The organism is Nonomuraea aurantiaca (assembly GCF_020215705.1).
GTDB lineage: Bacteria > Actinomycetota > Actinomycetes > Streptosporangiales > Streptosporangiaceae > Nonomuraea > Nonomuraea aurantiaca.
This window is the reverse complement of record NZ_JAIWNB010000025.1, coordinates 89,646-102,975: the sequence shown is the minus strand read 5'-3', so window position 1 is coordinate 102,975 and position 13,330 is coordinate 89,646. Positions and strand designations below refer to the sequence as shown.

Annotated in this window: 12 protein-coding genes; 3 read left to right on the top strand and 9 right to left on the bottom strand. The window is 68.8% G+C overall.

From position 1 onward, the window contains the following. Positions 1-32: 32 nt before the first annotated feature. The 4 genes from LDL49_RS42320 to LDL49_RS42305 form a co-directional block, all read right to left on the bottom strand. Entirely contained in the window at positions 33-596 is a 564-nt protein-coding gene (locus LDL49_RS42320; protein WP_225300430.1) for a TetR/AcrR family transcriptional regulator, read from the bottom strand. A 74-nt stretch (positions 597-670) separates the two neighbouring features. Beyond that, complete coding sequence (locus LDL49_RS42315; protein WP_225300428.1) at positions 671-3,166, bottom strand: polysaccharide lyase family 8 super-sandwich domain-containing protein; 2,496 nt, start codon at positions 3,164-3,166, stop codon at positions 671-673. A 127-nt stretch (positions 3,167-3,293) separates the two neighbouring features. Next, complete coding sequence (locus tag LDL49_RS42310; RefSeq protein ID WP_225300426.1) at positions 3,294-4,514, bottom strand: cytochrome P450 family protein; 1,221 nt, start codon at positions 4,512-4,514, stop codon at positions 3,294-3,296. 103 nt (positions 4,515-4,617) lie between these two features. Next, complete coding sequence (locus tag LDL49_RS42305; RefSeq protein WP_225300424.1) at positions 4,618-4,788, bottom strand: hypothetical protein; 171 nt, start codon at positions 4,786-4,788, stop codon at positions 4,618-4,620. 168 nt (positions 4,789-4,956) lie between these two features. Between LDL49_RS42305 and LDL49_RS58755 the strand changes: the two genes are divergently transcribed. Together LDL49_RS58755 and LDL49_RS42295 are read left to right on the top strand one after the other, a co-directional pair. Continuing rightward, entirely contained in the window at positions 4,957-6,060 is a 1,104-nt protein-coding gene (locus LDL49_RS58755) for a glycosyltransferase family 4 protein (protein WP_225300422.1), read from the top strand. Between the two features lie 100 nt (positions 6,061-6,160). Further along, a complete protein-coding gene (locus LDL49_RS42295; protein ID WP_225300420.1) occupies positions 6,161-6,715 on the top strand; it encodes an isochorismatase family protein in 555 nt (184 codons plus the stop codon). Between the two features lie 32 nt (positions 6,716-6,747). Here the strand turns inward: LDL49_RS42295 and LDL49_RS42290 are convergent, their stop codons facing one another. The 3 genes from LDL49_RS42290 to LDL49_RS42280 form a co-directional block, all read right to left on the bottom strand. Beyond that, entirely contained in the window at positions 6,748-7,278 is a 531-nt protein-coding gene (locus LDL49_RS42290; RefSeq protein WP_225300418.1) for a phospholipase, read from the bottom strand. Positions 7,279-7,423: 145 nt separating this feature from the next. Beyond that, positions 7,424-8,515 (bottom strand): Gfo/Idh/MocA family protein, encoded by a 1,092-nt coding sequence (locus LDL49_RS42285; RefSeq protein ID WP_225300416.1) that lies wholly within the window; start codon positions 8,513-8,515, stop codon positions 7,424-7,426. Then, positions 8,500-9,204: a ThuA domain-containing protein gene (locus LDL49_RS42280; RefSeq protein WP_225300414.1), complete on the bottom strand. Its 705-nt coding sequence runs from the start codon at positions 9,202-9,204 to the stop codon at positions 8,500-8,502. The genes LDL49_RS42285 and LDL49_RS42280 overlap by 16 nt, the downstream gene beginning before the upstream one ends. Before the next feature lie 357 nt (positions 9,205-9,561). Here LDL49_RS42280 and LDL49_RS42275 point away from each other — a divergent pair, with 357 nt between their 5' ends. Continuing rightward, entirely contained in the window at positions 9,562-10,938 is a 1,377-nt protein-coding gene (locus LDL49_RS42275; RefSeq protein WP_225300413.1) for a serine hydrolase domain-containing protein, read from the top strand. Between the two features lie 109 nt (positions 10,939-11,047). On the opposite strand, the gene fdhA is transcribed toward LDL49_RS42275, so the two are convergent. Then, a complete protein-coding gene (fdhA, locus tag LDL49_RS42270) occupies positions 11,048-12,274 on the bottom strand; it encodes a formaldehyde dehydrogenase, glutathione-independent (RefSeq protein ID WP_225300411.1) in 1,227 nt (408 codons plus the stop codon). 54 nt (positions 12,275-12,328) lie between these two features. Beyond that, positions 12,329-13,237, bottom strand: a complete 909-nt coding sequence (locus tag LDL49_RS42265) for an MIP/aquaporin family protein (RefSeq protein WP_225300409.1) — start codon at positions 13,235-13,237, stop codon at positions 12,329-12,331. Positions 13,238-13,330: the final 93 nt, after the last annotated feature.

Here is a 13,330-nt window from a genome sequence, read left to right as displayed (position 1 = left end):
TCCTTGTTTCCGCAAGTGGGTGAGATATCAGGTCATGCGGGGCCGAGGTGTCGCGCCAGAGCCGCTCCCGCCAGGTCGGATTCGGTAGGGCTGGCGGTGGCTCTGGCGCGTAGCCGCAACCCGATCAACGCCGAGGTCAGCGCCTCGGCCAGCGCCGGTGCGGGCTGGTCGCCGTTGTCGGAGGTGGTGCCGGTCAGCACGGTGCTCACGGCCCGGTCGAGGGCGTGCAGAGCGGCGCTGACCTCGGTGCGGACTTCCTCGTCGACGGGCGCGCGCTCGGTCGCCGCCATCAGCAGCAGGTCCAGGGCGCCCACGTCGTCGTTGTGCGCGGCCAGCGTGCCGCGCACCGCCTCGTCGATGTCGCGCGCCGCGCCGACCTCGGAGATCAGCGGTTGGACCTGGTGCTTCACGTGCCATCGCAAGGCCGCCAGGTACAGGCCCCGCTTGCTGCCGAAGGTCTTGTACAGGCTGTTGCGATGCACGCCGAGGTGGGTGACCAGGTCGTCGACGGAGACCCCGTCGTAGGCCCGGTTCGCGAACAGCGCTGCCGCCGCCGCGATCACCTCGGTTTCGTCGAATCCTCTCGGTCGTCCCATGCGGCAAACGTACGCGTTAAGGAATGATTAGTCAAGAACAATCGTTCCTTAACGGTTTGTGCAGGTCAACAGGCTCAGCGCAGGGTGGCGGTGAAGGTGCGGCCGTGGGCGTGGCGGGTCGCCGCCTGGATCAGGGTGCCGCCCGGCACCCGCCGTACCATCACCCCTTCGTCGGCCGTGTCCAGCCGGAGGGGCGCGCCGGCCAGGACGACGGTGACGCGGTCGCGTTTCATCGTGGGGTCCGACAGGGCGACGACCGTGCGCTGGCCGGAGCGGACGATGACCGAGGCGGGACCGTCGATGAGCAGGCGCTCGGCGTGCCGCGGCCCGTCGGTGAAGACGTTGGCGGCGACGATGCCCAGGGTCCTGTGCTTGATCGCCTGCACGTGCCGGTCGTTGGCCAGGACGGTCAGCGGGCCGTTCGCGTAGCCGTGCAGGCGGGCCTCCGTCGCGTTCGGGACCAGGGCGTAGGCGAGGGCGGTGACGCCGCCGGTGGCGGGGTGGGTGACCGTGGCGGTGAAGACGTTCTTGGTCACGCTGGTGTCGGGGTTGGTCGCGCGCACGACCCTGCGGCTGCGGGTCACCGTCTCCAGCCCGGCCGCGACGGGCTGCCGGGTGAGGAAGGCGTAACCGACCGCCGTACGACGGGTGCCGTTGGCGTAGCGCAGCCAGCGTGGCGGCGTGGTGTCGCCCGCCTGCCAGGGGCGGCCGGTCCAGCCCTCGCCGGTGAGCGTGACCGCGTCGCCGGGAGCGGCGATGCGGCTGTCCACGGTGGTCACCGCCGCGCGGCCGCCCTGACCGGAGATGCCCGCGGCCAGCACCACGATCTCGTCGTCGAGCAGGAACCAGGACTTGGTCGCGCGGGCGTTCTGGTAGGCGACGAAGTCGTCGGGCAGGATGCCCGCCTGCTTGGCGGTATAGGCGGCGTCGTCGGACTGGACCATGCCGGACACGCCGTACGCGCCGAGCGTCGCGCCGCCGGAGAAGGCGTTCTCGGCGCGCGGGAAGTACACGTAGGTGTTCTGGGACTCCGAGGAGGAGGTGAAGTTCAGCGGGTGGCCCGGGTTCTCGTACCAGAGCCGGCCGTACAGCTCGGGCACCGTCCGCCGATCCTCCACCGGCGCGGTGATCCCGGCCAGCCGGTACGGCGAGACGGCCGTGTAGTAGTCGACGCCGAACGCCTCGCGCTGGTCCTCGCCGGCGAGGTAGAGGTAGTGCGCGCCGTCGCCCTGGAACCAGGGCATGAGGTTCTCGCCGCTCATGTACTCGTACTTGCTGATCCGGTCGGAGCTGCGCGCCAGCGCGAAGGCGTAGCCGGGGCGCCGGTGGACGGTCCTGTCCATGGCGTTGAACGCCACGCAGCGCTCGGGCGCGTTCAAGTCGGCGGCCGGGATGGCGGCGTCGGCGCGGATGGCCGCGTAGCGGGCGATGCTGACCGGGGAGGCGAAGGCGGTCGTGTCGGCGGCCGGCAGGAACTTGACGTACTTCTTCAGCGCGAGCGCCTCGGCGGCTCCGACGTGGTCGGCCAGGTCGGCGATGGCCTCCACGATCACCCCGACGTCGGCGTAGCCGGTGCCGGTGCGCGAGACCGCCCGCCCCTTGACGATCTCCATCAGCCACCCCTCGAAGATCAGCGGGGCGAAGCCGTCGTTGATCCACCGGTACACCACGCCGGGCAGGTCGGGGACGCCGCCGCTCGCCGCGCCCTCGAGCGTCTTGAGGGTCTGGACGACCCGGGTCAGCAGGCTGCGCCCGTAGGAGCCGGTGTAGGCGACCGAGTCGTGCTGGATGAAGGAGCCGTCGCGGTAGTAGCCGTCGGTGACCCCGTGCTGGAGGTTGTACGGGTCGACCGTGGCGAAGACGGTGGCCAGGTCGGTGATGGCCTTGTCGACCCGGGCGTCGTCGCCGGTGAGCGCGCCCTGCAGAATCCGGTTCGCGGTGATGTCGGCCAGGTTCGCCCCGGTATGGAAGCGGGAGTCGAGGTCGACGTCGCCGTTCTTGCCGTTGCGCAGGTAGGCGTCCATCGAGGCGATGTAGGTGGCCGTCAGGTCGGGCCGCTCCTCCCGCACCCGGTCGGCCAGCAGGGCCAGCGTCCTGCTCACCTGGATGGAGATCCCGATCTCCCAGTTGAACCAGTTGCCGTAGTAGCCCTTCGACTGGTCGCCGTAGTAGCGCTCGTGCAGCCACCGCAGACCGTCGATGACCCGCCGCTGGGCGGCGGCGTCCTCGTTGAGCCCGCCGCCGGGCGTGCGGGTCGCCAGCGCGATCTCGTACAGGTACTGGAAGGCCAGTCGCAGGTTGGCGTCGTCGGTGCCGAGACTCAGACCGGCGAACAACTCACCGTCGGCCGCCTTGTCCATGGCCGTCAGCCGCTGCCTGGCGGTGTTGAGGATCGACGTGAGCTTGGCGGCCACCTCGGGCCGGGCGTTGACGTCCGGGGTCCCCGCGAACATCGCCACGGTGTTGGCGAGCAGCCGCGCGTGATCGATCCCCGCGGTCGCGTACGAAGGGGAGGCTACGGCGAGTAGACCGGCGGCGGGGAACAGGGAGAGAACCTGGCGACGAGACATGTGCGGCACAGCGGGCTCCAGGCCGTCGGAGGATACGCCGGGCTCACCCTACATGATCTACGTTTGCCCGCCCAGGCCCCGAGATCCGGCCCGGCAACCGTCGGCTGCCAGGCCGGACAGCGGTACGTCAGGGCTGGGCCACACCGAGGTTGACCGGCAGGAACAGCGGGCCGATCGTGAAGAACGACGGGGAGTAGGGGATGTCGTCGGGGTCGATCGCGAGGCTGAGGTCCGGGAATCTCCGGTACAGCGTCTCGAGCGCCAGCCGGCTCTCCAGCCTGGCCAGCCCCGCCCCGATGCAGTAGCGCGGGCCGTGGCCGAAACCGAGGCTTCCGGTCTGCTCACGGGTGATGTCGAACTGGTTCGCGCTCGGGCCGTGCTCCGCCGGGTCGATGCCGGTGGCCTGGTAGACCACGCCCACCGCACTGCCCTTGGGGATGGGCACCCCAGCGATGATCACGTCCTCCGCCGTGAAGCGGAAGCTGGTCATCATCACCGAGTGGCGGTAGCGCACGGTCTCCTCGACCACGTCGGCCCACCGGTTCTCAGCCTTGGCCAAGGCGAGCTGGCCGGGGTTCTGGGCCAGCGCCACGATGGCGGACCCGAGCAGGTGCACGGTGGTCTCGTGACCGGCGACGAGCATGATCCACAGCACGCCGACCAGTTCGTCGGTGGTGAGCTTGTCATCCGCGTCGTGGACCTGGACCAGGCCGGAGGTGAGGTCGTCACCTGGTTCGCGCCGCTTGCGCTCCACCAGCGCGTGCAGGAAGGTCATAAGGTCGTTCTGCGCCGCGAACGCCACCTCCGGCGGAGTGGTGTGCGCCAGCAGGGTGGAGGTCCAGTTCCGCAGCCGCAGCCGGTCCTCGGGCGCCACGCCGAACAGCTCGCAGATCACCCACATCGGCAGCGCCTCGGTGAAGGCGGGGACCAGGTCCACACCGTCACCGGCGGCCGCCACCTCATCCAGTAACTCATCGACCATCTGCTGGATCCGCGCCTCCATGGCCTGCACCCGGGCCGGCGTGAACGCGCTCATGATCAGACCGCGCAGCCGCCGATGGTCGCCACCGTCCACGGTGGACAGGTGACCGCCCTGGACGATGGCGCGCAGCGGCCAGTCCTCGGGGATCGATCCGTCGTGCAGGGCGGGCCAGTGCTTGGGGTCCTTGAGGAAGGTCTTGTTGTCCCCGGCGAGGATCTCCCGTACGGCCTTGTGGGTCAGGGCCAGGTAGGCGGGCACGCCCCCTGGGAATTCCACCTGCACCACGGGAGCGATCTCCCGAAACCGGATACAGGTGTCGAGCGGGTTCTCGTCCACGACAGGGAAGGAGGGGAGGTTCGTTGCCATTTGACCCCTTGGGTGAGGAGATCGTTAAGTGCGCAGTGATCTCATCACATATCGCTGGCGACGCCAAACAACACAAGTCAGCCAGCGGTGACACGAAGGTTACCTACCGTTCGCGCACGGCCGTCTGACGGCCTCCCGGGATCAGGAGATCGCCGGCGAGGACCAGGTCGAGACCCGGCAGCGCGTGCCGGAGCCGGCCGAGCAGGATCCGGACGGCGGCGCCGACGACGAGCTGGACCGAGGACTCGTGGCCCAGTTGCCGCGTCCGTTGCATCAGGATATTTCACCAGAAAAGCCCAACAGGTGTCATTGATTTCCCGTCAGGCTTCGTATCTAGTGAAGAAGGTGCTCCAGCGACAGGGGCAGGGCTGCAGTCGAGGTTCCCGAATACCCGCCCGCGCAAGAAACTGTCTATGGAATCGCTTACTGGGAGGCGATGACCGTGCGCGTGGCATTCATCATGGCCAGGGCCTCATCCGCGCCTATCGGCGCGCTCAAGACGGTCTACTCCTATGCCTCCCGCCTGGGGGAAAGGGGCCATGACATTCTGCTCGTCCATCCTCGGCGGCCCGTACGCCATCCTCTCGGGCCGCCGACCAGGGCGGTCGTGCCGATAATGCCGCCGGACGCCCATCCGCACCCGTGGTTCTCCGCCGGGCCGCGGACCCGCAGCGTTTTGGTATCCGACCCGGCCGACTTTCTCCATACGCTTTCCGGACGGCACGATCCCTTCGACGTCGTACTGGCGACGACCTGGCAGGTCGTGCCGCTTGTGGCCGCCCTTCCCGCGTATCTGGGCCTTAAGGCATTGTTCCTGCAGGACTACGAAAGCTATTTGCGTCCCGACGGAGCGGCGCGGGAGGCGATGGAATCGGCCATGCGTACCGGCTGGCCCATCGCCGTGGGCGCGCGGCGGCTGCGGTCCATCGTCGAGAGCGTTTCCGGGGCGCCGTGCGCTCTGGTGGAATGCGCCGTCGACAGCTCGACCTTCTTCCTGCGGACCCCGATCGACTCGGCGGAGCGGGTCCTGGTCGGCTTTCCCGCTCGCCGCGAATGGTCGAAACGGACCGGCGACGCGATCACCGCGTTGGAGCTGGCGCGGGAGGCGCGCCCCGGGGTCGTGCGGGCGTGGTCCTTCGGCGCGTACGACGCCGACCGGCTGCCCTTCTGGATCGAGCACCATCCGGGGCCGAGCGACGCCCGGCTGCGCGGCCTCTACAACCGGTCGGCCGTGTTCGCCGTGCCGTCGGAGTACGAGGGGTTCGGGTTTCCCGGCGCCGAGGCCATGGCCTGCGGTGCCGCGCTGGTCTCGACGCGGAACCACGGCATGGACAGCTACGCGGAGCACGACCGCACGGCCCTGCTCTGCCCGCCGCGAGATCCAGACGCGCTGGCCGAGGGCATCGTCCGGCTGCTCGACGACGCCGCGCTACGTCACCGGCTGGCCAGGACCGCGGTCAAAGAGGTGGTTCAGCGGACGATGGACGACGCCGTCTCGGACTTCGAGACCTGGCTCCTGACCATCCGGGAAGCCTCACCACGCTGAGGGTCGGCGGATTGTCGGTGGGGCCGCCTAGTCTGACCCACGTGGCATGTCCGGCCGGCAGAGGAGATCATCGTGAGGAGATCGTCGTGAGGAGATCATCGTGACCACGCTGTCAGATCGCCCCAACACCGCCTTGCTGGTGATCGACGTCCAGATGGGCGTCGTGGCGGATACGCACCAGCGTGACGTGGTCGTCGCCAACATCGGCACGCTCGTCGACCGGGCTCGCGAAGAGGGTGTCCCGATCGTCTGGATCCAGCACTCCAGCGAGCAGCTGCCGAAGGGGAGCGACGCCTGGCAATACGTCCCGGAGCTGACCCGCCGGGAGGCGGAGCCGCTGGTGCACAAGACGTTCGCCGACTCCTTCGAGGACACCGATCTGGAGGAGGTGCTGGCCGGGGCCGGAGTCGGACGCCTGGTCGCGACCGGCGCGCAGACGGACGAATGCATCCGGTCCACGATCCATGGCGCCTTCGTCCGTGGCTACGACGTGACGCTCGTCGGTGACGCACACACGACCGAGGACCAGAGCGCGTGGGGCGCTCCGCCGCCGGACAAGGTCATCGCGCACACCAACCTCTATTGGCGCTACCACACGGCGCCCGGCCGCACCGCCGCCGTGGTGGAGACGAAGGATGTGACGTTCGGCGACTGAGCCGACGGCGGCATCCTCCGTCTCCGCCGGTCTTAGGCGTCGGAGTTCTGGGCGTTCCGTTCGGCGTCCCGCTTGACCTGCTGGATCTGGTCGTCGGTGACGACGAGGTCGCCCAGCTGCCGGACTGCCTGGTAATACGTCCAGGCGAGGCCGTCACAGGTGGACTTGGAGATTCCCGAGTATCCGGCGCACACCTGCTTCATATCGAAATAGAAGGCGCTGTCGATACGGTCCTTGTTGGCCGGGAACTGGCTTACGGCCTTGTAGTTTCGGTAACCGAAATCGTGTCGCCGGCACGGCATCCGGAAATCGAAACCGAGCGGCTGGTCGGGGCTGCTGGAGCACAGGTCGGTGGACCAGTCGAAGGCGTACTCGGCCCATGCCGCCTGGTTCTGCCAGGCGGCGCGCCAGGAGGCGGCGCTGGCGGCGGTGGGCTGGGTGAATCCGGAGAGCGCGGCGAGTTTCTGCTCCAGAGTCACCGCATGGGCCGGTAGCGCGAACGCGAGGACGGCGATCAGGGAGGTGACGGCGGCGGCTAACGTGGCGAGGGATCGTCTGACCATGAGGACCTGCTTCTCTTGCCCGGGGGGTAAAGGGTCATGGCAAGGTTCACCTGACGGTCTAACGATGAAGCGAAATCCCGGGCAATGCAGAAGCAGATCTTGCTTAAGTTCCTCCAAAAAGTTCGAGCAAAACGGACATTTACCTCTAGTCGGCGGGCTGAGTCAGATTCACCGGCGAAGGGCGTTCGCAGGTGCTCGTGATGGTGACCGCCGCGCCGGAGTGCGCCGAGGCCAGCAGCGACTCCATGACGTCGAGCACGTGGAAGGCCAGCGATCCACTCGTCCGAGGCTCCTCGCCCGCCGGGGTCGAAGCGAAGTCGGCCAGGCCCACCCCGCGCCCGCCCTCGACGTAGCCGGCCGCCACGGGGAGAGTCCGCCAGCCGTCCTCACCGACCTCCGACACCAGGACGGATCCGTCGAAGTAGTTCGGGTCGGGCACGACGAGTGAGCCCGTCTCGCCGTGCACTTCGATGTTGGGCGCCTTGGTCGCCGCCCCGTCGAAGCTCATCACCAGCGTGGACAGCGCTCCCGAGGTGTGGACGAGCACTCCGGTGACGTGCGTGTCGACCGTCACCGGGATCTCCTCGCCCTTGCGGGGTCCCGAGCCGATCGTGCGCTTGGCCCGCGTACGGCTGGCCGCGCCGACGACCGACGCCACCGGGCCGAGCAGCGTCACCAGGCTGGTCACGTAGTAGGGGCCCATGTCCAGGAGCGGGCCGCCGCCGGGGACGTAGTAGAAGTCGGGGTTCGGGTGCCAGCGTTCGTGACCGGGCGTCATCATCGTCGCGGTCGCCGCGATGGGCCGGCCGATCAGGCCGTCGTCGATCGCCTTGCGCGCCGTCTGCGTACCCGTGCCTAACACGGTGTCCGGCGCGCACCCCACGCGCACCTGAGCGGCGCCGGCCGCCCGCAGCATCCCGGCGGCCTCCTCGGCGGTCGCGGCAAGGGGCTTCTCGCAATAGACGTCCTTGCAGGCCGCTATGGCCTGGAGCGCGATCTCGGCGTGGGCGGCCGGAATGGTGAGGTTGAGCACGATGTCGATGCGGGAGTCCGCCAGCAGCTCCGCCACGCTCAGCACATCGACGCCCGTATAGGGCCGTACCGCCTCCCGCGCCCGGTCAAGGTCCAGATCGGCCACCGCGACGAGCCGTAACGCCGGCAGCCGGTCGATGGTCTGGAAATACTGCGCCGAGATGGCGCCGCATCCGACGACGCCCACGTTCACCGGCTGGCCCACAGCAAGCCCCTCTCAATGATGGTGCGTACGTTCTCGTCCTCCAGGACGTCGAGGCTGTGCCCCGGGGTCGCGACGAAGATCCGCCCGCTCCCCCACTGCCGGGTCCAGATCGCCGGCGAGGTGACCTCCCTATGCCAGGGGTCCCACGGACGGACCTGCTGCGTCGTCGTGGCCAGCACGTCGATGTAGTCGTCCGTCAGCACCCAGTACTGCTCGGTCACGAGGCCGAAGTCCGCGATGCCCTCCGTGATGGGGTGGCCGGCCGCCTCGGGCAGCATGTTCACGGTGTACGGCACGAAGTTGTCCGCCGCCGAGCCCTGCCGCTCGGCCGGCTCCTTACCCGGATGGCAGGCGAACTGCCCGCCGATCAGGTGCAGATAGTCGGAGGAGTTGCGGTAGGAGTCGGCGATGCCGCCGTGCCAGCCCGCCATCCCCGTGCCTGACTCGATCGCGGCCCGCAGGCCGTCGAGCTCGGCCTGCTCGATCGTGCCCATCGTGTAGCACTGCACGATGAGATCGATCCCGGCCATGAACGCGGAGTCCGCGTACGGCGCCGGGGAGTCCGCCCGGCTCACCTCGAACCCCTGCTTCTCCAGGTAGGGGACGAAGAGCTCGGTGGCCGCGACCGGCGCGTGCCCTTCCCAGCCGCCCCGTACCACCAACGCCTTCCGACGATGATCATCCGTCATGCTTCCACCCATCCGCTCGGCAGTCGACGCCTCCGATCATCGCATTACATACCAAAGCGACCAAAAGGTTATATGCCGCCCGATCTACCCGAGGTCACGCCCTTCGGCGGCGGCGTCGATGGACCGGTAGAGATCATCCTCGATCGTGGTGATCTGCCCTTCGGTGAGGGACGGCTCGATGTGGCGGCGGTCGTGCGCGGACTCCGGAGCGTCCCGCTGGTGTGCGGCTCATTTGGGACTGAGAGCGCGTATCACGGCGCTGTCAGGCCCGTATCAGCGATGGCGGCCATCGTCCTACCTGCACGCCGAAACGTACGAGATCTCGACGCGAACGGTCGGGAGAAGAGGGGACACACGATGTCGCAGGAGAAGCTGGCCGAGTTCGTCGCGGTGACGGCCAAGGAGTTCGACATTCCCGGTGTTGCCGTGGGAGTGCTGGCCGGCGGCCAGGAGTTCGTCGCCTCTCATGGGGTGACGAGCCTCGAGAACCCGCTGCCGGTCGATGACAAGACGCTGTTCCCCTTGGCCTCGGTGACCAAGTCCTTCACCGCGACCGCGATGATGCGCCTGGTCGCGGAGGGCAAGGTGGACTTGGACGCGCCGGTGCGCCGCTACGTACCCGAGCTCAGGCTCGCGGACGAGGCCGCCGCCGCGCGGATCACCGTGCTGAACCTGCTCAACCACACCGCCGGGCTCGACTGGAACCTGATCGACACCGATGGGAGCGACGGTTCCCTGGCCGCGTTCGTGGCGAAGCTGAACGAGCTGACGTTGATCGCGCCGCCCGGCGCCCGGGCCTCCTACAGCCAGGCCGGCTACAACCTGGCCGGGCGGGTCATCGAGAAGGTCACCGGCCTGCCCTTCGAGAAGGCCGTGGCCGCGCTGGTCCTGGAGCCGGCCGGACTGTCGAACACCTTCTTCGATCATGACGACGTCATGATCCGGCGGTTCGCCGTGGGCTACAACCGCGGCGAGGACGGCTCGATGCGCGCCGCGCGGCCGTGGACGTCGTGGCGGGCCGGCGCGCAGGCCAACTACCCCGGCGGGGGCAGCGTGTCGTCAGTGAGCGACCTGCTGCGCTGGGCCCGGTTCCACCTCGGCACCGGTGACGGTGTGCTGCCCGCCGAGGCGCTGCGCCGCATGCAGGAGCCGACGGTCGAACTGCGGGCCAGCACGCTCGGCGACGCCTTCGGCATCTGCTGGTTCCTGCGTGAGGTGGACGGGGTCCACACCATCGGGCACGGCGGATCGGGCAACGGGCAGTTCGCCGAGCTGCTCATCGTGCCCGAACGCGACTTCGCCGTCGTCTCCCTGGCCAACGGCGGCCCTGACGGCTACCCCTTCAACCAGGCTGTCGTCCGCTGGGCACTGGAGAACCACCTCGGCGTGGTCGACCGGGACCCCGAGCCGATCCCCTACGACCAGGCGCGGGCTCGGCAGGTCGTCGGCCGCTACGAGATCGACGCCATGAACCTCGACATCGCCACGGACGGGCACCGGCTCACCCTTGAGGTCGGGATCAAGCCGGAGATCCGCCAGGCATCGGATGCCGACATGCCCCCGGACTACGCGCCGGCCGCCTTCGGTTTCCTGCCCGGTGACGGCGACGAGTACATCATCACCGAGGGCGGGCTGAAGGGGCAGCGCGGCTACTTCAGCCGCGACGACAACGGCACGGTCGTGGGCGTCGACCTCGCCGGCCGGTTGTTCGGCCGCGCCACGACCTCATCGTGATCGATCGGGCAGGCTGCGAGCGGCGCGTCGCGCGCCGCGCCGCTCGCAGTCGAGACCGGCCGTGCTGCGAGCGGCGGGTTTCGCGCCGCTCGCAGTGGAGACCGCGTCGTCAGGACGCCGTCTTGGCGAGCATGCCGTGCGGGTCGAGCACGTACTTGCGCGCGGCCCCCTCGTCGAACTCGTGGTAGCCCCGCGGCGCGTCGTCCAGCGAGATCGGCGTCGCGTTGACGTTCTTCGCGATCTGCACCCGGTCGTTGAGGATCGCCATCATGAGCTGGCGGTTGTACCTCATGACCGGGCACTGGCCGGTGACGAAGGAGTGCGACTTGGCCCAGCCGAGGCCGAACCGGATGGACAGCGAACCGTGCTTGGCCGCCTCGTCCTGCGCCCCGGGGTCACCGGTGACGTACAGGCCGGGGATGCCGAGCGCGCCACCCGCCCGGGTGATGTCCATCAGCGTGTTGAGCACGGTGGCGGGACGCTCTACGTCGGACTCCGCGCCGTGGCCGCGGGCCTCGAAGCCGACGGCGTCGACGGCGCAGTCCACGACCGGCTCGCCCAGGATGTGCTCGATCTGGTCCTTCGGCTCGCCCAGGGCCACGTTGATGGTCTCGCAGCCGAAGGTGTGGGCCTGGTCCAGCCGCTCCTTGTTCAGGTCGGCGACGATGACCACGGCGGCTCCGAGCAGGAACGCCGAGGTCGCCGCGGCCAGGCCGACCGGGCCGGCACCGGCGATGTAGACGGTCGATCCTGGCTTCACCCCCGCGCTCACGCAGCCGTGGAACCCGGTCGGGAAGATGTCCGCGAGCATGGCCAGGTCGAGGATCTTCTCCATGGCCCGTTCCTTGTCGGGGAACTTGAGCAGGTTCCAGTCCGCGTACGGCACCAGGACGTACTCGGCCTGCCCGCCTACCCAGCCGCCCATGTCGACGTAGCCGTACGCCGAGCCGGGCCGGTCGGGGTTGACGTTCTCGCAGACGCCTGTCTTGCCCTCCTTGCAGTTGCGGCAGCGGCCGCAGGCGATGTTGAACGGTACGGACACGAGGTCGCCGACCTTGGTGAACTCCACGTCGGAACCGGTTTCGATCACCTCACCGGTGATCTCGTGACCGAGGATGAGGCCCGGCGGGGCCGTGGTGCGGCCGCGGACCATGTGCTGGTCGCTGCCGCAGATGTTCGTCGCCACCGTTCTGAGGATGGCGGCGTGCGGTAGTTTGCGCCCTACGTTGGCCGGGTTCACTCCCGGGCCGTCCTTGAGCTCGAATTCGGGATAGTCGGTCTCGCGTACCTGGACGTTGCCTGGCCCCTCGTACGAAACTCCCCTATTGCCGGGCATGTCTCCCCCTTGCCCGATAGGTGGCGGATGTTCGTTCGCTCACGTGATCACGGATCACCCCCCATGGCCGGGGCGCCAGCGGCGGCGGCCGATGTGCCCCACTCGGTCACGAATCCGGTCGTCGTGCGGGCGCCGGGCCGACGGGATGTCTCCCGCGGCGCCGTGAGCGGCCTCAGGCAGCTCCTGTTCCCGCGCATCCTGTCCTCGCGCACCGATGATCTCTCCGGCAGCGCCCTGCTCGGCCGTTGCGGGCACCTCGCGCATTGGGCGCGCCACCAGGTCGTACACCACGACTGCCAGCACCGCGCCGATGATCGGGCCGGCGATGTAGACGCCGTACTGCAACCATGGCGCGCTCCCACCGAACACCGTGGTCGTCAGGTACGGCCCGAACGTACGGGCCGGGTTGACGGAGCCACCTGTCAGCGGGCCGAGCACGAAGATCTCGCACGCCACGGCCAGCCCGATCATCCAACCGGCCCAGCCGCTCGGCGCCCGCCGATCGACCGCCAGCGCCATGATCGTGAGCAGCAACAGGAACGTCCCCAGCGCCTCCAACAGGATGCCCTGCCCATAGTTCACGCCCTGGCCGAGCGCGGTGAGCCCGACGCCGTTGTCCACCGCCCGCCGGCCGAACCCGCCCACGATCAACAGCCCGCCGGCGAACGCGCCGACGAGCTGAGCGACGATGTAGAACGGCACCTCCGACCACGGGAACCTGCGTCCTGCGGCGAGGGCGATGGTGACCGCCGGGTTGATGTGCGCGCCGGACGTACTGCCGAAGGCGTAGATGACGAGCGCGACCACCAGGGCGAACGAGAGCGAGATGATGCCTAGCGCGGCGTAGTCCAACCGGCCGTTCTGCATGACCAGCGCGGCGACTACGGAGCCGGCACCGAAGAGAACCAGCAGCATCGTTCCGATGGCTTCCGCGACGAGACGTCGCGGCAGGTCTCCAACCATCGCAACCCCCCGATGACGATGGTTTATCCCCAAACACGAATATATAACGCCCTCCAGAAGAATCCCAGGTCAGAGTGATTGTGGGGGTGGTGG